Source organism: Stenotrophomonas maltophilia group sp. msm4 (assembly GCF_032025605.1).
Classification (GTDB): Bacteria; Pseudomonadota; Gammaproteobacteria; order Xanthomonadales; family Xanthomonadaceae; genus Stenotrophomonas; species Stenotrophomonas sepilia.
This window is the reverse complement of the sequence record NZ_JAVSKK010000003.1, coordinates 120,850-140,372: the sequence shown is the minus strand read 5'-3', so window position 1 is coordinate 140,372 and position 19,523 is coordinate 120,850. Positions and strand designations below refer to the sequence as shown.

The 19,523-nt window shown below is 67.8% G+C and carries 18 protein-coding genes; 13 read left to right on the top strand and 5 right to left on the bottom strand.

The features are described 5' to 3' along the window. Nucleotides 1–58 precede the first annotated feature (58 nt). The gene (locus ROV93_RS14950) at nucleotides 59–880 is read right to left on the bottom strand and encodes an ATP-binding cassette domain-containing protein (RefSeq protein WP_053496707.1); all 822 of its coding nucleotides are present in this window, start codon (nucleotides 878–880) and stop codon (nucleotides 59–61) included. 151 nt (nucleotides 881–1,031) lie between these two features. Here ROV93_RS14950 and ROV93_RS14945 point away from each other — a divergent pair, with 151 nt between their 5' ends. From ROV93_RS14945 to ROV93_RS14930, 4 genes are all read left to right on the top strand, one after another. Further along, nucleotides 1,032–2,234: a fatty acid desaturase gene (locus ROV93_RS14945; protein WP_072167421.1), complete on the top strand. Its 1,203-nt coding sequence runs from the start codon at nucleotides 1,032–1,034 to the stop codon at nucleotides 2,232–2,234. Then, on the top strand, nucleotides 2,231–2,563 hold the full coding sequence (locus ROV93_RS14940) for a hypothetical protein (RefSeq protein ID WP_005421108.1): 333 nt from the start codon (nucleotides 2,231–2,233) through the stop codon (nucleotides 2,561–2,563). Before ROV93_RS14945 ends, ROV93_RS14940 begins: the two co-directional genes overlap by 4 nt. 19 nt (nucleotides 2,564–2,582) lie before the next feature. Further along, nucleotides 2,583–3,395, top strand: coding sequence for a bifunctional DNA-formamidopyrimidine glycosylase/DNA-(apurinic or apyrimidinic site) lyase (gene mutM / locus ROV93_RS14935; RefSeq protein ID WP_072167420.1), 813 nt, complete (start codon nucleotides 2,583–2,585; stop codon nucleotides 3,393–3,395). Nucleotides 3,396–3,499: 104 nt separating this feature from the next. Continuing rightward, nucleotides 3,500–5,104: a glucan biosynthesis protein D gene (locus ROV93_RS14930; protein ID WP_072167419.1), complete on the top strand. Its 1,605-nt coding sequence runs from the start codon at nucleotides 3,500–3,502 to the stop codon at nucleotides 5,102–5,104. Between the two features lie 513 nt (nucleotides 5,105–5,617). Here the strand turns inward: ROV93_RS14930 and ROV93_RS14925 are convergent. Both ROV93_RS14925 and ROV93_RS14920 read right to left on the bottom strand, forming a co-directional pair. Continuing rightward, nucleotides 5,618–6,238, bottom strand: a complete 621-nt coding sequence (locus tag ROV93_RS14925; RefSeq protein ID WP_072167418.1) for a thymidine kinase — start codon at nucleotides 6,236–6,238, stop codon at nucleotides 5,618–5,620. Nucleotides 6,239–6,362: 124 nt separating this feature from the next. Then, nucleotides 6,363–7,034: an SEL1-like repeat protein gene (locus ROV93_RS14920; RefSeq protein WP_072167417.1), complete on the bottom strand. Its 672-nt coding sequence runs from the start codon at nucleotides 7,032–7,034 to the stop codon at nucleotides 6,363–6,365. Between the two features lie 99 nt (nucleotides 7,035–7,133). Here ROV93_RS14920 and ROV93_RS14915 point away from each other — a divergent pair, with 99 nt between their 5' ends. Together ROV93_RS14915 and ROV93_RS14910 are read left to right on the top strand one after the other, a co-directional pair. After that, complete coding sequence (locus tag ROV93_RS14915; protein ID WP_072167416.1) at nucleotides 7,134–9,110, top strand: UvrD-helicase domain-containing protein; 1,977 nt, start codon at nucleotides 7,134–7,136, stop codon at nucleotides 9,108–9,110. A gap of 200 nt (nucleotides 9,111–9,310) precedes the next feature. Further along, complete coding sequence (locus ROV93_RS14910; RefSeq protein ID WP_072167415.1) at nucleotides 9,311–9,835, top strand: GNAT family N-acetyltransferase; 525 nt, start codon at nucleotides 9,311–9,313, stop codon at nucleotides 9,833–9,835. A gap of 88 nt (nucleotides 9,836–9,923) precedes the next feature. On the opposite strand, the gene ROV93_RS14905 is transcribed toward ROV93_RS14910, so the two are convergent. Beyond that, nucleotides 9,924–10,577 (bottom strand): DUF480 domain-containing protein, encoded by a 654-nt coding sequence (locus ROV93_RS14905; RefSeq protein WP_072167414.1) that lies wholly within the window; start codon nucleotides 10,575–10,577, stop codon nucleotides 9,924–9,926. A gap of 101 nt (nucleotides 10,578–10,678) precedes the next feature. Here ROV93_RS14905 and ROV93_RS14900 point away from each other — a divergent pair, with 101 nt between their 5' ends. The 5 genes from ROV93_RS14900 (at nucleotide 10,679) to plsB (ending at nucleotide 17,262) form a co-directional block, all read left to right on the top strand. Beyond that, complete coding sequence (locus ROV93_RS14900) at nucleotides 10,679–11,602, top strand: 5'-nucleotidase, lipoprotein e(P4) family (RefSeq protein WP_072167413.1); 924 nt, start codon at nucleotides 10,679–10,681, stop codon at nucleotides 11,600–11,602. Next, nucleotides 11,599–12,324, top strand: coding sequence for an orotidine-5'-phosphate decarboxylase (gene pyrF, locus ROV93_RS14895; RefSeq protein WP_005421084.1), 726 nt, complete (start codon nucleotides 11,599–11,601; stop codon nucleotides 12,322–12,324). Before ROV93_RS14900 ends, pyrF begins: the two co-directional genes overlap by 4 nt. Before the next feature lie 218 nt (nucleotides 12,325–12,542). Beyond that, on the top strand, nucleotides 12,543–13,364 hold the full coding sequence (locus ROV93_RS14890) for a serine protease (protein WP_072167412.1): 822 nt from the start codon (nucleotides 12,543–12,545) through the stop codon (nucleotides 13,362–13,364). A 308-nt stretch (nucleotides 13,365–13,672) separates the two neighbouring features. Next, the gene (locus ROV93_RS14885; RefSeq protein WP_072167411.1) at nucleotides 13,673–14,626 is read left to right on the top strand and encodes a hypothetical protein; all 954 of its coding nucleotides are present in this window, start codon (nucleotides 13,673–13,675) and stop codon (nucleotides 14,624–14,626) included. Then, a complete protein-coding gene (gene plsB / locus ROV93_RS14880) occupies nucleotides 14,626–17,262 on the top strand; it encodes a glycerol-3-phosphate 1-O-acyltransferase PlsB (RefSeq protein WP_061479924.1) in 2,637 nt (878 codons plus the stop codon). The genes ROV93_RS14885 and plsB overlap by 1 nt, the downstream gene beginning before the upstream one ends. 87 nt (nucleotides 17,263–17,349) lie before the next feature. Here the strand turns inward: plsB and ROV93_RS14875 are convergent, their stop codons facing one another. After that, a complete protein-coding gene (locus ROV93_RS14875; protein ID WP_005421068.1) occupies nucleotides 17,350–17,553 on the bottom strand; it encodes a YdcH family protein in 204 nt (67 codons plus the stop codon). Between the two features lie 91 nt (nucleotides 17,554–17,644). On the opposite strand from ROV93_RS14875, the gene ttcA reads away from it, so the two are divergent. Continuing rightward, complete coding sequence (ttcA, locus tag ROV93_RS14870) at nucleotides 17,645–18,565, top strand: tRNA 2-thiocytidine(32) synthetase TtcA (protein WP_172412120.1); 921 nt, start codon at nucleotides 17,645–17,647, stop codon at nucleotides 18,563–18,565. A 36-nt stretch (nucleotides 18,566–18,601) separates the two neighbouring features. Next, nucleotides 18,602–19,507, top strand: coding sequence for a recombination-associated protein RdgC (locus ROV93_RS14865; protein WP_005421064.1), 906 nt, complete (start codon nucleotides 18,602–18,604; stop codon nucleotides 19,505–19,507). Nucleotides 19,508–19,523: the final 16 nt, after the last annotated feature.

The following is a 19,523-nucleotide window of genomic DNA, read 5'->3' as shown; positions in this document are numbered from 1 at the left end:
CTGTTTGTCGTGATCAGGAGCAGCCGAGCATCGGCTCGGCTCTACAACGGCATGCCGATCACCCCGCGTATGCGGTCAGCCGGCCTTCCTGCTCGCAGACGGTGATCGCGCCGCCGAACACCGCCGACAGCGGTTCGTTGCGCAGCAGCTCGGCGCGGGTGCCGTCGGCCAGCACGCGGCCATCGCGCAGCAGTACCACGCGCTCGATCTCGGGAATGATCTCTTCGATGTGGTGGGTCACCAGCACCAGGGTGATGCCCTGCTGCGCCAGCACCCGCATGGTCGCCACCAGCTGCTCGCGGGCGACCAGGTCCAGCCCGGTGGAGGGTTCATCCAGCAGCAGTGCCTGCGGCCGGTTGACCAGCGCGCGGGCGATCAGCACGCGGCGGGTCTCGCCAGCGGACAACTCGGCGTAGGCGCGGTCGCGCAGGGACAGGGCGCCGGTCATCGCCAGTGTCTCGCCCACGCGTGCGCGCATATCGGCGGTCACTTCGCGGAAGGCCGGCACCACGTAGCTGGCGAAGAAGCCGGACAGCACTGCCTGTTCCACGGTCAGGCCCGGCATGTCGGCCAGATTGCTGCTGAGATCGCCGGTGACGATGCCGAGCTGCGATCGCAGCCGGTCCACCTGCCAGCGGTTCTGCCCCAGCACCCTTACCGCCACGGAACCGTCGACCTGCGCCAGCGGGTACAGCTCGCGGGTGATCAGCTTGATGAAGGTCGACTTGCCGCAGCCGTTGGGGCCGAGCAGGGCGGTGTGCTGGCCCTGTGCGATGCGCAGGCTGAGCCCGTGCAGCACCTTCACCTGGCCGCGCACCACGGTGGCGCGGTCCAGTTCGATCAAGGGGGGCAGCTCCGCAACGGGCGGGGCGGCAGTCATGGTGCTGGCGCGTGGATCAAGGCTCGACAACTCAGGTCCCCAACTGTGAACGGTGCCACGAATGGCGATGCGATACATCGCCGCAGGGATGCAGTTTGCAACGCAAGCGCCCATCATGTCTGCCATCCCCGCGTCGATCCGGAGAGCTGCCATGTCTGATGCCCTGATGTCCCTGTTGACCGGTGGTGTGCTCGGCTTGGGAGGGTGGGCCATGCTGGCGGTGTTGCTGGTCTTCACCCAGATCACCATCTTCTCGGTAACCCTGTACCTGCACCGCAGCCAGGCCCATCGCGGGGTCGATTTCCATCCGGCGCTGGCGCACGTGTTCCGCTTCTGGCTGTGGCTGACCACGTCGATGATCACCCGCGAGTGGGTGGCCATCCATCGCAAGCACCACGCCAAGGTGGAGACCGAGGACGACCCGCACAGCCCGGTCACCCGCGGCATCGGCAAGGTGTTCTGGCATGGCGTGGAGCTGTACCGCGAAGCGCGCGGCATGCGCGCGGACATCGAGCAGTACGGGCGCGGCACGCCGGACGACGCGATCGAGCGCCACCTGTATACCCCGCACGCCACGCTGGGGCCGGTAGTGCTGCTGGCGATCAACAGTGTGCTGTTCGGCCTGCCCGGCGTGGCGCTGTGGGCGATCCAGATGGCGTGGATCCCGTTCTGGGCGGCGGGCGTAGTCAATGGCCTGGGCCACTGGTGGGGGTACCGCAACTACGAGTCGGCCGATACCTCCACCAATCTCACGCCGTGGGGGTTCTGGATCGGTGGCGAGGAGCTGCACAACAACCACCATGCCTTCCCCAGTTCGGCGCGCTTCGCGATGCGGCGCTGGGAGTTCGATATCGGCTGGAGTGCGATCCGCCTGCTGCAGGCGCTGCGCCTGGCCAGGGTGCTGCGGGTGGCGCCGGCCATGGACGTGCGCCCGAACATCGCCGTGCCCGATGCCGAAACGCTGAAGGCGCTGCTGTCGCACCGCTTCCAGGCGATGACCGATTACCAGCGCAACGTGTTCATGCCGGCCCTGCGCGAGGAGGCCGCGCAGGCCGGGGCCAAGCTGCGCCGCCTGCTGCCACGCCGGTTGCGCCGTGGCCTGGTCAACGATGGCCGCTGGCTGAAGCCGGACAGCCGCGCCCAGCTCAGCGCATGGGTGGCGCAGCGGCCGCGCATCCGCACCCTGGTCGAGTACCGCGGGCGATTGGCTGCGCTGCTGGAAGCCCGTGGCCACGACGCCGCCGAGCGCCTGCATCAGCTGCAGGCGTGGTGCCGCGAGGCCGAGGAAAGCGGTATCGCGGCGTTGCAGGCCTACGCCGCACGCTTGAAGGGCTACAGTCTGGTGGGCGCGTGAGGGCAGGGTACGGGCTTCTGCTGGCGGCGCTGCTGCCGGGTGCGGCGCTGGCCCAGGTCACCGACACCGCCAGCTATCTGCAGCGGATGGACAGCGATGGCGACGGCAGGGTCAGCGAGGCCGAGTACGTGCAGTGGATGCTGTATGCCTTCGATCGCATGGACCGCAACGGTGATGGCGTACTGAGCGCCGACGAGCTGCCCGGCGGCAAGGGCAGGGCAATCCGCCGCGAGCAGCAGCGGCAGGTGATCGTGCAGCGCTTCCACAAGCAGGATGCCAACGGTGATGGCTTCCTGGATGCCCGCGAGCTGTCCGCGCCGCCGCGTTGAGCGGGCGTAGAATCGCACCATGCCTGAACTGCCCGAAGTCGAAACCACCCGCCGCGGCCTGGCGCCGCACCTGCAGGGCCGGCGCGTGCATGGCGTGATCCTGCGCCGCGCCGACCTGCGCTGGCCGATTCCACCGGAAGTGGCCGAGCTGCTGCCGGGGCAGCGCATCGAGGACATCCGCCGGCGCGCCAAGTACCTCCTGCTGGATACCGCCATCGGCAGCGCCGTGCTGCACCTGGGCATGTCCGGCAGCCTGCGCGTGCTGCCCGGTGATACCCCGCTGCGGGCGCATGACCACGTTGACATCAGCCTGGACAACGGCCGCCTGCTGCGCTTCAACGACCCGCGCCGCTTCGGCAGCCTGCTCTGGCAGCCGGCTGGGGAGATCCACCCGCTGCTGCAGGGGCTGGGCCCGGAGCCACTGGACGACGCGTTCGACGGCGACTACCTGTTCAACCGCAGCCGGGGCCGCAGCGCGCCGGTGAAGACCTTCCTGATGGACCAGGCGGTGGTGGTGGGCGTGGGCAACATCTACGCCGCCGAGAGCCTGTTCAAGGCCGGCATCAGCCCGTTGCGCGAGGCAGGAAAGATCTCGCGAGAACGCTACCAGCGGCTGGCCGACGCGGTGAAGGAAATCCTGGGCTACGCCATCACCCGCGGCGGCACCACCCTGCGCGATTTCATCAGCCCCGATGGTGCGCCGGGCTACTTCGAGCAGGAGCTGCTGGTGTACGGCCGCGACGGGCTGCCGTGCCCGAACTGCGGGCGCGCGCTGAAGCACGCCACCATCGGCCAGCGCGCCAGCGTCTGGTGCAGCCACTGCCAGCGCTGAGCCGGCGACCAGCGGCAGCTGAACGGGCAGGGCGCGTCTCCGCTGCCCGTTAACGTTTGTCTGCCTATCATGGCCGACCTTCCCTCTGTGCCTGACGCGCCTGCATGCAACGACGCGACTTCATCCGCAATGCCTCCCTCGCCCTGGCTGCATTCGGCCTGCCGTCCCTGCCCGCGTGCGCGGCCAGCAGGAGCGGCCAGATGGGCCTGCGCCGCCTCGGCCAACCGCAGCCGTTCGACTTCGCCACCCTGAAGGGCCAGGCGCGCGCGCTGGCACAGGCACCCTACAAGAGCCACAAGCGGGTGTTGCCGGGCCGCCTGGAAGGCCTCGACTGGGACCAGTACCAGTCGATTGGCTACCGCCAGGACCATGCGCTGTGGGCCGACCAGCCCGGCAAGTTCCAGGCCAAGTTCTTCCACCTGGGCCTGTACTTCCATTCGCCGGTGCGCATGTTCGACGTGGTCGACGGCAAGGCGCAGGAACTGGCGTATGACGGCGCGGCGTTCAACTACGGCAAGAGCGGCATCAAGGATGGCGAGCTGCCGGCCGATCTGGGCTTCGCCGGGTTCCGCCTGAACACCCGCAAGGACACCGACCGCGACTTCGCCGCCTTCCTTGGCGCCAGCTACTTCCGCGCGGTCGGCAAGGAGGGCCAGTACGGGCAGTCCGCGCGTGGCCTGGCGATCGACACCGGCATGGGCAAGCCGGAGGAATTCCCGGATTTCATCGCCTACTACCTGGAACAGCCGTCGGCTGATTCGGACACGATCGTGGTCTACGGCCTGCTGGATTCGCCCAGCGTGGCCGGAGCCTATCGCTTCGCGATCACCAACGGTGACGTGCTGCTGATGGACATCGACAGCGCGCTGTACCCGCGCAAGACGATCGAGCGGTTGGGCATCGCCCCGTGCACCAGCATGTACCAGGTGGGCGAGAACGACCGCCGGATGGGCTGGGACTGGCGCCCGGAGATCCACGATACCGATGGCCTGTCGCTGTGGACCGGTGCCGGCGAGTGGATCTGGCGGCCGCTGCTGAACCCGCGCAACCTGCGTTTCAACATGTTCGTGGACCGCAACCCGCGCGGCTTCGGCCTGCTGCAGCGCGACCGCAATTTCGACCATTACCAGGACGACGGCGTGTTCTACGAGAAGCGCCCGTGCCTGTGGGTGGAGCCGAAGGGCGAATGGGGCGAAGGCTCGGTGCAGCTGGTGGAGATTCCCACCGTGGACGAGACCTTCGACAACATCGTGGCGTTCTGGAACCCGAAGGAAAAGCCACAGCCGGGCCAGGAGCTGCTGGTCGGTTACCGCTTGTACTGGGGCGCCGAACCGCCGGCGCGCCCGCCGCTGGCGCACTGCGTGGCCAGCCGCACCGGCCTGGGCGGTGTGGTCGGCAAGAAGCGCGAGTACTTCAGCTGGCGCTTCGCGGTGGACTTCGAAGGTGGCGAACTGGCCAGGCTGATCGACAAGGCCGAGGTCGAAGCGGTGGTGGAAGCCAGCCGTGGCCGGGTCGAGATCGTTTCGGCGCGCCCGCTGCGCGAGATCAACGGCTATCGCGCGATGTTCGACCTGGTGCCGCCGGAAGGCAGTACCGAGCAGATCGACATCCGCCTGTTCCTGCGCAGTGGTGGCAAGACCCTCACCGAGACCTGGCTGTACCAGTACACCCCGCCGCCGGCCGGAGCGCCGGAGCGCACGCTGTACTGAGTGGTTTGGGATTGCAGGGCTTGCAGCCCTGCACCCGCTTCAAGCCAAGGCAACGTCAAATGCGTGCATTCCGTGGGATGGCGGGGTGGGTCCGGTTGCGGGGGACGCTGCAAGTACGTCCCTGTAAGCTCGGTCGCCGCATCCATGCGGCTCACGCCCCCGCAACCGGACCCACCCCGCCTTCGACAGACCTCCGCGATCTGTCGGAACAGCTCATGGGGTCAGATCCGTTTTCCGAAGGAAAGCGGATCTGACCCCGGAATTTCATTCGATATCTGACAGATTTCATCCACTCATGGCGTGGATCTACTGGCCGCCGGCCAATTGTCGAAGGCGGGGCACTGTGGGTTTGCGGGGTGTGAGCCGCATGGATGCGGCGACCAAGGCTACATGGACGTACTTGCGCCGTCCCCGCACACCCACAGTGCCCCGCCTTCCCACGGAATGCCAGCTTTCGCTGTTGACGTTGCTGTTGCCTCTGCAGGTGCAGGGCGCAGCCCTGCCGAACACCCTTTACAACGGCAGCGGGGCCTGCGCCGGATCGATACGCCCTTCACCGCGGGTGATCTTCTTGAACTCCGCACGGCTGACCGACACGTAGCGCTCGTTGCCACCGATCTCCACCTGCGGGCCGTCCTGCACGGCGTGGCCATGCTCGTCCACGCGCACGGTCATCGTCGCCTTCTTGCCGCTGTGGCAGATGGTCTTGATTTCCTGCATCTCGTCGGCCCAGGCCAGCAGGTACTGGCTGCCTTCGAACAGCTCGCCGCGGAAGTCGGTACGCAGGCCGTAGCACAGCACCGGAATGCGCAGCTGGTCGACGACCTCGCTGAGCTGCCAGACCTGGGCGCGGGTCAGGAACTGCGCCTCGTCCACCAGCACGCAGCCCATCGGGCCGTTGGCTGCCAGATCCTGCTCCACCCAGCGCTGCAGGTCGGTATCGCGGTCGAAGGCCATGCCGTCAGCGCGCAGGCCGATCCGCGAGGCGACCACGCCGGCGCCGGCACGGTCGTCCAGGCGTGGGGTCAGGATCGCCACCCGCATGCCACGCTCGCGGTAGTTGTGCGCGCTCTGCAGCAGGGTGGTGGTCTTGCCGGCGTTCATCGCCGAGTAGTACAAGTAGAGCTTGGCCATCGGCCAATTCTAGTCGCCACCCGGCCCGCCGTCGCGGATCGGCCGTGGCCGGGCGATCACGTGCCGGCTGTCGCGTACCCCGGTGCCGGCAGCGCCGAGGCAACGATGGCCTGGCAGGCGTGGCTCATCGCCCCGATCTGGCCAGCTCCTCGTCCTGCCATTGCCGGTAGGCCACCGGGTCCCAGTAGCGCGCCAACTGGTGCTTTTCCGGTTGCAGCACACGGGCCCCCGCATCGCCACGGCCCTGGCTGCGCATGGCGCCGTTCCAGCCGGCGCGGCTGCCGGTCTGCCGCATGCTGCCGGCCCGCAGTTCACGTTCCAGCCGCGGCGTCGCGGCCGGATCGCCGAACTCGGCATACAGCGCGCGGCCCTCGCGCACCGCGCGCTCGCGCTCGTCGGCGGACAGCGCCTCCCAGAAGCGTTCGCGCTGTACCACCAGCCACTCGGTGCCGCGCTCGGCCGCCAGGTCCATCCATGCATAGCCCAGGGCGCGGTCGACCGGACCGCCCTGCCCGTTCCAGAGCATGTCGGCCAGCGCTGCCTGTGACAGCTTGTCGCCGTAGCGCGCGGCATTGCGGAAGTCGTTGCGGGCCTCTTCGTGGCGGCCCCGCTCGCGGGCCTGCATGCCGAGCCCACGGAAGCGCAGGTCCGGATGGTAGACGAGGAACTCGTGCGACTGCAGCACGATGGTTTCATAGGCGTCGGCAGGCGGTGCCGGGCCGGACCCGGCCGCAGGCACGGCCAGCAGGCCCAGCAGGGTAGCCACCAGCGGGCGGGCGATGATGTTCAAGGACATGGACCACGCTCCTGTGTTCCGGTGTCGACTCAATACCTTACGGCCAGGTGTCATGCAAGTCAGGTCGGCCCGCCGGCACCCCGCTACAATCCTGTCCCCATGCACGGTCTCAATCCCCCCCAAGCCGCCGCCGTCCTGCACATCGAAGGCCCCTTGCTGGTGCTCGCCGGCGCCGGCAGCGGCAAGACGCGGGTGATCGTGGAGAAGATCGCCCACCTGATCGGCAGTGGCCGCTATCCGGCGCGCCGCATCGCGGCGATCACCTTCACCAACAAATCGGCCAAGGAAATGCGCGAGCGCGTGGCCAAGCGCCTGCGCGAGCAGGACGCTGACGAGGTGACCATCTGCACCTTCCATGCGCTGGGCCTGAAGTTCCTGCAGATCGAACATGCCGCCGTGGGCCTGAAGCGCGGCTTCTCCATCTTCGATGCCGATGATGCCGCCGCGCAGATCAAGGACCTGATGCACGGCGCCAAGCCCGATGACATCGAGGACATGAAGAACCTGGTGTCGCGCGCGAAGAACGCAGGGCTGTCGCCCGAGCAGGCGATGGCCGCCGCACGCAGCAACCGCGAGAAGGAAGCGGCCAGCGTCTACGAGCGCTACCAGCTGCGGCTGACCGCGTTCAATGCGGTCGATTTCGATGACCTGATCCGCCTGCCGGTGCAGATCCTGGAAGAGAACCCCGAGATCGCCCTGGCCTGGCGCGAGCGCATCGGCTACCTGCTGGTGGACGAATGCCAGGACACCAACGACGCGCAGTACCGCCTGCTCAAGCAGCTGGCTGGTGAGAAGGGCAATTTCACCTGCGTGGGTGACGATGACCAGTCGATCTACGCCTGGCGTGGCGCCAACCCGGAGAACCTGCAGCAGATGGGGCGTGACTACCCCACGCTGGAAATCATCAAGCTGGAGCAGAACTACCGCTGCTCCAACCGCGTGCTGCGTGCAGCCAATGCGCTGATCGCCAACAACCCGCACGAACACCTGAAGAAGCTGTGGAGCGACCAGGCCGACGGTGAGCGCATCCGGGTGTGGGAATGCCGCAACAGCGAGCATGAAGCGGAAAAGGTCGCCGCCGAAATCGCCTTCGTGGCGCAGTCGCGCAACGTGCCGTGGAGTGATTTCTGCATCCTGTTCCGTGGCAACTTCCAGTCGCGGCCGCTGGAAAAGGCGATGCAGCTGCTGCGCATCCCCTACCACCTGACCGGCGGCACGATGTTCCTGGAACGCCAGGAAGTGAAGGACACGCTGGCCTGGCTGCGGCTGCTGGTGAACCCGGACGATGACACCGCGTTCATGCGCGCGGTGCAGTCGCCCAAGCGCGACGTGGGTGCCGGTACACTGGCCAGGCTGGCCGAGCTGGCGCAGGAAAAGGACATCCCGATGGCGCATGCCGCCGAGTCGATCGGTGCGCTGCAGCAGCTGCCACCGCGCGCGGCCAACAGCCTGGCGCGCTTCACCGACATCCTGCGCGACCTGCGCGCGCAGATGCGCCAGGTCAGCTCCGGCGACATGATCCGCAAGGTCGCCAAGGAATCGGGCCTGCTCAGCGAACTGCGCCAGCAGGCCAAGGAAGAGGCCAGTTACCAGCGCCGCGCCAACAACATCGAGGAACTGGCGCAGTGGTTCGAGGGCGGCCCGCGCGGCGCCACAGCGGCCGACCTGGCCGGACAGCTGGCGCTGCTGTCGCGCAGCGACAAGGACGAGGGCGGCAACCAGGTGCGCATGATGACCATGCACGCCTCCAAGGGCCTGGAATTCCCGTACGTGTTCATCGTTGGCTGCGAGGACGGCGTGTTGCCGCACCAGGTCAGCCTGGACGAGGGCAACCTGCAGGAAGAGCGGCGCCTGCTGTACGTGGGCATCACCCGCGCCAAGATCCAGCTGTGGATGAGTTACAGCAAGCTCACGCGCAAGTTCGGCGAGCATGTGCGGCTGAAGCCGAGCCGGTTCTTCGATGAGATCCCGGCCGAGGAGATCCAGCGCGACGGTGCTGACCCGGTGGCCGATGCGGCGCGCAAGAAGGAACGGGCGAGCGCGGGGTTGGCGGCGATCGAGGCGTTGTTCGACTAAGGCGCTCCAACGGCGCCGCCCCTCCGTGGTGGAGCACGCGTTGGTTCGGTGGCTGGCCGGTCGGGGTGGGTTCGCGGGGGACGCCGTGAACCCGTCCCTGAAGTGACCCCCGGGCGTGTCCTTCCACGGCAATGCAAAGAAAATAAAATTCAACAGCCGGGGGTTGAGGCAGAATCGGGGTTTCGGCTGGAGGTCTGCGCGTGCATCCGATTGAAAGTGAACGCCTGCGTCTGCGTGCGATCGAGCCCGACCGCGATGCGGTGCCGATGTTGGCACTGTTGAACGATCCGGGCTTCGTGCGCTTCATTGGTGACCGCAACGTACGCAGCGAGGAACAGGCGCGGGAGTACATCGCGCTGCGGGTGCTGCACAGCTATGCCTTGAACGGGTTCGGCATGTACGCCATCGAGCGGCTGTCCGATGGCGCGTGGCTGGGCAATGCCGGGCTGGTGCGGCGTGATGGCCTGCCGGGGCCGGACATCGGCTATGCGGTGCTCTCGGAATTTGCCGGGCAAGGCTACGCCGGTGAGGCGGCGCGTGCGGTGTTCGCGCATGCACGCGGAGCGCTGGGCCTGCGGGATCTGTATGGCATTACCGATCTGGACAACGTGGTGTCCGGGAAGATCCTGCTGGGCCTGGGCATGCAGGAGCGCGGAGTGATCCAGCTGCCGGGCGTGGACAGCCCGAGCCGGCTGTATGCCACGCCGGGAGCGGCGGAGGTCTGATCCCTGATGATCGTAGGTGCCGGCCGCTGGCCGGCATCCAGGCATCACCGGGTTGCCGGCCAGCGGCCGGCACTACCGGATGTGGACCTCAACCGCGCAGTTCTGCCAGCTGCGCCTGCAGCTCGGCCACGGCCGTTTCCAGCTGGGCCACGCGCTCGGCCAGGCCCGGATCGGCCGCATCGCTGCTGCCACCGCCACTGCTGGCGTACTTGGCCGCCAGCGCGGCACCATCCACTTCACCGCACAGCAGGTGCATGTAGCGGTCTTCGCGCTGGCCGCTGGCGCGCGGCAGCACCACCAGCAGCGCGCGCTGCTGCAGGCGCTCGATGGCGTGGCGGGCTTCGTCGATATCCGCGAACCGGTACAGACGCTCGCTGCGCGACACCAGCTCGCCCAGGGTCTGTGGACCGCGCAGCAACAGCAGCGCCAGCAGCACGGTCTGCTGCCGGGTCAGGTCCAGCGCGGCCTGCAGGCGGTGCTCGTAGCGGTCGGCGCGCGAGGAGAAGTGCTGGCGGGCCAGGCCCAGTGCTTCCAGCTGGCGCAGCGCGTGCTGCACGCTGCCGGCGTCGACGTTCATCACCGGCTCGCGGGCTGTCTTCTGGTTGGCGGCCGACTGGGCCGCATTGACCGTCAGCGGGTAGGTGTCCGGTGTGGTTGCCTCCTTCTCCACCAGGCAGCCCAGCAGGCGGGCCTGCACGGCGTCGAGCAGGGGGACGTCGGGGGTCTGGACGGAATCGGTCATGGCGGCCTCCGGAAGGGCAACGGGTCAACCGCCAAGCATAGCCGTCCCGAGGCCGCCTTTGCCGGTAAAATGCGCCGGTATATCTGATTGCCGGTGAATCCATGCGTCGTCCCGTTTCCCTGTCCCTGACCCTGCTCGCCACCGCGGCGCTGGGCCTGTCCGCCTGCAAGCGCGTGGATGCGCCTGCTGCCGAAGCCGCCGCGCCGGAGGCCCCGGCGGCCGCTGCCGAGGCCGATGGCGCGCGTGATGCCACCGCCAACGACAACCTCAACGCCGTGCTGTGGATGCAGCGTGCGCAGGAGTACAGGGCGATCACCGAGCAGACCTACCGGGCCGCCGCCGATCGCCTGGATGCGGCGCTGAAGGAGGCCCACTGGGACGCACTGGTGCCGGAAGAACGCGGCAACGAGGCCAAGGGCCTGAAGCCGGCCGTGGTGCTGGACGTGGACGAGACCGTGCTGGACAACTCGCCCTACCAGGCGCGCCTGGTGCGCGACGGCAAGGAATACGACGAGCTGAGCTGGGACCAGTGGGTGGCCGAAAAGAAGGCCAAGGCGATTCCGGGCGTGGTTGATTTCGCCAAGGCCGCCAACGCCAAGGGCGTGACCCTGCTGTACATCTCCAACCGTGCCGTGCACCTGAAGGACGCGACCCTGGCCAACCTGCGCGAGCAGGGCCTGCCGGTGGCCGATGACAGCGTGTTCCTGGGCCTGGGCACCGTTGTCGAGGGCTGCGAGCAGGGCGGCAGCGAGAAGAACTGCCGCCGCCGCCTGGCCGGGCAGAAGTACCGCGTGCTGATGCAGTTCGGCGACCAGCTGGGTGACTTCGTGGAAGTGAGCACCAACACCAACGAAGGCCGTGACGCCCTGCTGCAGCAGTACCACGACTGGTTCGGCGAGCGCTGGTGGATGCTGCCGAACCCGACCTACGGTGGCTTCGAGCCGGCGCAGTTCAACAACGATTACAGCCAGTCGCGCCAGGCCCGTCACGACGCCAAGCGCGCCGCCCTGGACTACGCCCCATGAGCCGCGCGCCACTGCCGCTGCGCGACGACGAGCGCCTGATCTTCGCGCTGGACGTGCCTGACCGCGCGCAGGCGCTGGCGTGGGTCGACCGCCTTGGCGACAGCGTGGCCTTCTACAAGATCGGCATGGAACTGCTCGCCTCCGGCGAGTACTTCCAGGTGCTCGATGAGCTGGCCCGCCGCGACAAGCGCGTGTTCGTCGACCTGAAGTTCTTCGACATTCCGGCCACCGCTGCGGCGGTGATCAAGCGCCTGTCGCAGTGGCCGGTCAGCTACGCCACCATCCATGGTTGGCACCCGGCCATGATGGAGGCGTGCGCGGCCGCCAACAGCGGCGACATGCGCCTGCTGGCAGTGACCGTGCTGACCTCGATGGGGCGCCCCGACCTCGCACAGATGGGCATCGACCGCGAACCGGTGGACGTGGTGGTCGAGCGCGCGCTGGCTGCCCAGGCCGCCGGCATCGATGGCGTGATCGCTTCGGGCCAGGAAGCCGGCCCGATCCGCGCTGCCACCGGCAGCGGATTCTCGATCGTCTGCCCTGGCATCCGCCCCGGTGGCCCGGTCGGCGATGACCAGAAGCGTACCGTTGGCGTAGCGCAGGCCTTTGCCGATGGCGCCGATGCCATCGTGGTCGGTCGCCCGATCCGCCTGGCCGCCGATCCGCAGGCCGCAGCGCGGGCGATCCAGCAGGAAATCGCGTCGGCTCTGGCTGCACGCTGAGCCCACCACCGACGCCGGTCACGCTGGCACCACGAACGCCATCCCGATCCATGCGGGATGGCGTTCGCATTTGTGGGGCTGCATCTGTCGCACGCAGCGCCAGCCACGAGAACTGTGCGCACGTTCGCGCTGCGGGCCTCTCCACTGCTCCCCAATCGATGCACCGGTACGGACCGCGGCCGCACCGGTTCCAACCATCGACAGAGGAGTACAGGGAAATGTATCGCAGCACCTCTTTGTTCATCGGCCTGCTGTTGGCCGCGTCTGCCGTACCCGCCATCGCTGCGCCGCAGCTGCGCGATGCGCCGCGCATCATCGGCGGCGAAGCGGCGCCGGCCGACGAGTACCCGTTCATGGTCAGCATCCAGGGCATCTTCGACGGCGATTCGGACCACGACCGCCACTTCTGCGGGGGCACCCTCATCTCGCCCTCGTGGGTGCTGACGGCCGCGCACTGCATGCAGGGCGAAGCGCCTGGTGGCATCGCCGTTGTCGGCAAGGTCACGACCCTGTCCACCGACGCCGCGCCACGACCGTCCAACGTCAAGGCGATCCACGTCCATCCGGCATTCAACAGCGGCAATTCGCTGGAGCACGACGTCGCCCTGATCCAGCTCAGCGCACCGCTGGACGGCGCACAGCCGGTGGCACTGCGGCTGCGGCCCGACGCCAGCTATCTCAAGCCGGGCCGTGAATTCACGGTGATCGGCTGGGGAGACACCGACATCGGCGATGGCCGGGTCTATCCGACTCAGCTGCAGACCGCGCAGGTGCCGTTCGTTTCCTTCACCGAATGCCAGCAGGCCTACGGCGGTGAACTGTCACGTGGAAAGGTCATCTGCGCCGGCCGCGAGGGCATCGACAGCTGCCAGGGGGATTCCGGAGGCCCCCTGCTGCTGCGCCTGCGTGAAGGCTGGACCCAGTTCGGTGTCGTCAGCTGGGGCGAGGGCTGTGCGCTGGCCGGCTATCCGGGGATTTATGCCCGAATCGCCGAAAAACACGCCGTAGATTTCATCGAAGCGGTTTGGCAACGCGATTGATACAATAAAATCAAATACATACGTGGCATTACGTGAAGTGTTGCCTTAACTTGAACGGCAGCGTAGGATCGCCGCCATCCGGTCCTCGGGCCGGACATGTGCCACAACACTGTCCTCCGGCCCCGCGCCGGCTTGAAGAGCCTGTGATCCCCGTGATCCGGGCTCTTTTTTTATCCCGGTGGCGGGGCGATCCCTTCTGCCCGCAGCAGAGGAGATCTGCCCCCCTTGGCTGGAAACCGTGACGTCCCGGCTTGCCGCTGTCACGTCGCAGGCCGCAAGATGCGGGCCGGTCCGGGGAGTCCGAGTGCATGAGCGTGGCGGTGCGAGGAAAGTCTGCGCGTGGATGGGGGCTGGCGGCCATGCTGCTGCTGGCCGTGGCGGGGTGCCGCGAGTCTGCCAACGATCCGGCCAGGCCGGCGGCCGAGCCGGTGGCTGCAGTACAGGCGATGGCGTTGCGCCTGGCCGAAGATGATCTGGTCGGCTACGCAAAGCTGTCGGTGCCGCCGGGCCAGTACCAGCGCCTGCAGCAGGCGTGGGTGGAAGGCCACAGCCAGTGGCCGCTGACCGAGCTGCCACTGGGCGACCAGCTGCTGCCGATGCTGGCCGCACTGCGCAAGCCCGGTGCCAGCGCCGAACTGCAGCGCAGCTTCGATCGTCAGCTGGCTGGCCAGGCCGGCGCCGTGCGCCAGGCCGCACAGTCGATGGGCAACTTCGGCGTGCAGTACCTGCGCCACCAGAAGGGCTACACGCCCAGCCAGCAGGCCCACTACATCGCCCTGGTCGAGACCCTGGCGGGGTGGGCGCAGGCTGCCCCGATCAGCGACCGCGCACGTGCCCGCAGCACCATCGCCGCGCTGGTCGGCGCCGCCAGCAAGGTCGGCTTCGATGATGAAGCCGGCCTGCAGGCGGCCGGCATGGAAGGCAGCCTGCAGCAGCTGGCACCGTTCATCCACACCCTCAAGGCGGTGCTGGGCAGCTACGGACTCGGCGTGGACGACGCGCTGCGCAGCGTGCGCGGCGAACTGCTGTCGGTGGAAGGTGACAATGCGCTGGTGCGCCTGCACTACGACCTGGCCGGTCGCGAGATGACCCTGCAGCTGCCACTGAGCCGGCGCGAGGGCCACTGGTACCTGACCCGCACCCTGGCCGACGCCGACGCGCTGCTGCGCAAGGCCGATGCGGCCCGCGCGGCTGCGTCGCCAGCACCGGCTGAAGCCCCCGCCGAGGGTGGGGAAGCGGCAACACCGCCGGCTAAGCCATAATGGCGCCGATGTCGAAACAGAACCCGCTGCCGTTCCCCGGCGAAGAATCCCAGTCGACGCCCGCCGATACGGTGCCGGCGTCCCCCTCGACCGGTACCGGCCCGAACCCGGTACCGCCGCCCGCGCACGCGCGTCCGGCCGGCCGCCGTCCACTGTGGGCCCGACTGCTCGGTCGCCTGGTCGAGCCGTGGCTGTCGCTGAAGATCGAACCGGAAGACCCGGGCCAGTACAACGATGGCCGCCCGGTCATGTACGTGCTGGAAGACTACGGCCTGTCCAACGCGCTGATCCTGGACAAGGCCTGCCGCCAGGCCGGCCTGCCGTCGCCGCTGGTGCCGCTGGCCGGTGATCCGACCGGCCGCAAGCGCGCCTATCTGGCGCTGTCGCGGCGCAGCTCCAGCAACTCGCTGATTCCCGAGCAGCGCGGCGCCAAGACCCACTCTGATTCGCTGGCCAAGGTCCTGCAGGCGCACCGCGTGCGCGATGACCTGGATGTGCACCTGGTGCCGGTGTCGATCTTCGTCGGCCGCGCGCCGGACAAGCAGAGCGGCTGGTTCGCGGTGCTGTTCTCGGAAAACTGGGCGCTGGTGGGCCGCTTCCGCCGCCTGCTGGGGTTGCTGCTGAACGGGCGCAATACCATCGTGCGCTTCGCCCCGCCGATCTCGCTGCGCAGCACCGTCGACGAAGGCCTGGAGCCGGAGCGCACGGTCCGCAAGCTGCAGCGCGTGCTGCGCACCCATTTCCGCCGCATCCGTGAATCGGTCATCGGCCCGGACCTGTCGACCCGGCGCCTGCTGGTGGACCAGGTGCTGGCCGCCGAGCCGGTCCGCGAAGCGATCGCCGCACAGGCCAAGCGCGACAACTCGAAGCCGGCCGATGCCTGGAAGAAGGCACACGCCTACGCCTGGGAAATCGCTGCGGACTATTCCAGCCCGGTGGTGCGCTCGGCCAGCTTCATGCTCAGCCACGTGTGGAACCGCATCTACGCGGGCGTGCTGGTGCACCACCTGGACAAGTTCAAGGCCGCCGCGCCGGGCCACGAAGTGGTCTACGTGCCCAGCCACCGCAGCCACATGGACTACCTGCTGCTGTCCTACCTGCTGTACGACCGTGGCATCGTGCCGCCGCACATCGTGGCCGGCATCAACCTGAACCTGCCGGTGGTCGGCACCCTGCTGCGCAAGGGCGGTGCGTTCTTCATCCGCCGTTCGATCCGTGGCAATGCGCTGTACTCTGCAGTGCTCAGTGAGTACGTCGCGCAGCTGGTGGCCGGTGGCTATTCGCTGGAGTACTTCGTCGAAGGCGGCCGCTCGCGTACCGGGCGCCTGCTGCAGCCCAAGGGCGGCATGATCTCGATGACGCTGCGTGCATTCCTGCGCCAGCCGCGCAAGCCGGTCCTGTTCCAGCCCATCTACATCGGCTACGAGAAGCTGATGGAGGGCGGCAGCTACCTGGACGAACTGTCCGGCCGGCCGAAGGAAAAGGAGTCGATCTGGTCGCTGCTGTGGGGCATCCCCAAGGTGCTCAAGCAGAACTACGGCCAGGTGGTGGTGAACTTCGGCGAGCCGATCGCGCTGAACGACGTGCTGGCCGAGAAGGCCCCGGAGTGGAAGGGCGAGGCGGTGTCCGAGGACGAGAAGCCAGCCTGGCTGTCGACCACGGTGGATACGCTGGCCGAACGCATCCAGGTGCGCATCAACGGCGCTGCCGACGTCAACCCCATCAATCTGCTGGCGCTGGCCCTGCTGTCCACGCCGAAGCACGCGATGGGCGAGGCCGACCTGATCGCGCAGATCGAGCTGTGCAAGACGCTGCTGGTCGAGATGCCGTACTCGGACCGGGTGACGGTGACCCCGCACTCGCCGGAGCGGATCATCGCCCATGCCGAGGAAATCAACGTCCTCACCCGCATCAAGCACCCGCTCGGCGATGTGCTCAGCGTCAGCGGCGACACCGCGGTGCTGCTCAGCTACTTCCGCAACAACGTGGTGCACCTGTTCACCGCCTCGTCGTGGGTGGCCTGCTGCTTCCAGAACAACCGCCGCATGAGCCGTACCGGCCTGGTCCAGCTGGGCCGCACGGTGTACCCGTTCCTGCAGGCCGAGCTGTTCCTGCCGTGGAGCGAGGACGAGTTCGCGCAGCGCATTGACCGCACCATTGATGTGTTCGTGCGCGAAGGCCTGCTGCAGAACGTCAACGATGACGACGGCGGCATCCTGGCACGCAACACCGGGCAGACCGACGAGGTGTTCCGCCTGCGGGCGATCGGCCATTCGCTGCAGCAGGCGTTCGAGCGCTACTACATCGCCATCTCGGTGCTGGTGAAGAACGGCCCGGGCGTGCTCGGTGCGGCCGAGCTGGAAAGCCTGTGCCAGCAGGCCGCGCAGCGCCTGAGCCTGCTCTATGCGCCGGCCGCTCCCGAGTTCTTCGACAAGGCCCTGTTCCGCGGCTTCATCCAGAAGCTGCGCGAACTGCGCCTGGTGTGGCCGGACGAGAACAGCAAGCTGCTGTTCGATGAACGCCTGGATGCCTGGGCCAAGGACGCCAAGTTCATCCTGGGGCGCGAGCTGCGCCACACCATCGAGCGGGTCAGCCCGGAAGCAGCTCGCCCGGACGAGCCTGCGCCGCAGGATTGAAGGCAGCGCCGGCTCCTGCGGTGGGTGTGGACCTGGTCCACACCTTCCAGCAGTGCCAACCAAGGTTGGCATCCACCAGGACGGTCTTTAGGCCGGCTCGTCAGGAATCTGCAGGCTTTCCAGCCTGGCGATGCAGTCCTTCAACTGCAGCTTGCGCCGCTTCAGGCGCTTGGCTTCCAGTTCGTCCTCGCCGTTGGCCGCCATGCGGGTGATCTGTTCATCCAGCAGGCGGTGCTCGGCGCGCAGGGCGGCGAGGTGCTCGACGATCTCGGCGGGGCTGTAGGTATCCACAGCCTCCGAGCATACACAGCGTTGATGACTGCCGGGAGAGGGGAAACCCGACCCCCGGCCGGGGCGGCTCCGAGCCGTTAGAATGGAACCCATGAGTGCCGTGATTTCCCTTCCCGATCCCCAGCCGCGCGCCGCCCGCGATCCACGCGTGGCCGAGCGCGAGCAGCACAAGCTGGCCAAGCGCCTGCGCCGCCAGGTCGGCGAGGCGATTGCCGACTTCGGCATGATCGAGGCCGGCGACAAGGTCATGGTCTGCCTGTCCGGCGGCAAGGACAGTTACACCCTGCTGGACGTGCTGCTGCAGCTGCAGAAGAAGGCGCCGGTGCCGTTCGAGCTGGTGGCGGTGAACCTGGACCAGAAGCAGCCGGGCTTCCCCGAGCACATCCTGCCGGAGTACCTGGCCGGGCTGGGCGTGCCGTACCACATCATCGAGCAGGACACCTATTCGGTGGTCAGCCGGGTCATCCCGGAGGGCAAGACGATGTGTTCGCTGTGCTCGCGCCTGCGTCGTGGCGCGCTGTACAACTACGCCGAGACCCACGGTTTCACCAAGATCGCGTTGGGCCACCACCGCGACGACATGGTGGCCACGTTCTTCATGAACCTGTTCCACCACGCCAAGCTGGCGGGCATGCCGCCGAAGCTGCGCAGCGACGACGGCAGGCACGTGGTGATCCGGCCGCTGGCCTACGTGCGCGAGCGCGACATCGTCGACTACGCGCAGGCACGCCAGTTCCCGATCATTCCCTGCAACCTGTGCGGCAGCCAGGAGAACCTGCAGCGCCGCCAGGTCGGCCTGATGCTCAAGCAGTGGGAAAAGGACCATCCGGGCCGCATCGAGCAGATCGCGCGCGCCATGGGTGAAGTCCGGCCCTCGCAGCTGGCCGACACCACCCTGTTCGACTTCATGGCGCTGGGCCGTCGCGACGACACGCCGCTGCCCGACGCCCATGCCTGGCTGGCCGGCTCCCCGGCCGACGCCGACGCAGATCCCGAGACGCCCACCGTTTAAGGTCGGTCGCCCTTCCTCTTCGCCATCCGGAATTCCATGTTCTTTCGCAACCTGACGTTCTTCCGTTTCCCGACCACCACCGATTTTTCCGAAGTCGATACCCTGCTGCCGCACGCCGTGCTCAAGCCTGTCGGCGCGCTGGAAATGAATTCGCGCGGCTTCATTTCGCCGTTCGGCCGCGAGGAGAAGGAACTGCTGTCCCACCGCATCGCCGAACACCTGTGGCTGACCGTGGGTGGCGAGGACAAGATCCTGCCGGCGGCGGTGGTCAACGACCTGCTCGAGCGCAAGCTGGAGGAGATCGAGGAGAAGGAAGGGCGGCGCCCGGGTGGCCGCGAGCGCAAGCGCATGAAGGACGACCTGCTGCATGAACTTCTGCCGCGCGCCTTCGTGAAGTCCTCGCGCAACGACGCCTTCATCGACCTGCAGCACGGCTACGTGGCGGTGGATACCTCCAGCCGCAAGACCGGCGAGTACTTCATGTCCGACATCCGCGGGCTGCTCGGCAGCTTCCCGGCGATGCCGCTGAACGCCGAAGTCGCGCCGCGCTCGATCCTGACCGGCTGGATCGCCGGCGAGCCGCTGCCGACCGGGCTGAGCCTGGGCGAAGAGTGCGAGATGAAGGATCCGGTCGAAGGCGGCGCGGTGGTCAAGTGCCAGCACCAGGAACTGCGCTGCGACGAGATCGACAAGCACCTGGACGCCGGCAAGCAGGTGACCAAGCTGGCGCTGATCTTCGAGGACAACCTGTCGTTCGTGATCGGCGACGACCTGATCGTGCGCAAGCTGAAGTTCCTCGACGGCGCCCTGGACCAGCTGGAGCATGCCGACGAAGACGGCCGCCGTGCCGAGTTCGATGCCCGCTTCGCCCTGCAGAGCGCCGAGATCCGCCGCCTGTTCCTGTTGCTGGAAGAAGCGTTCAAGCTCAGCAAGGCTGACTGAACAGGCAGCCCGACGG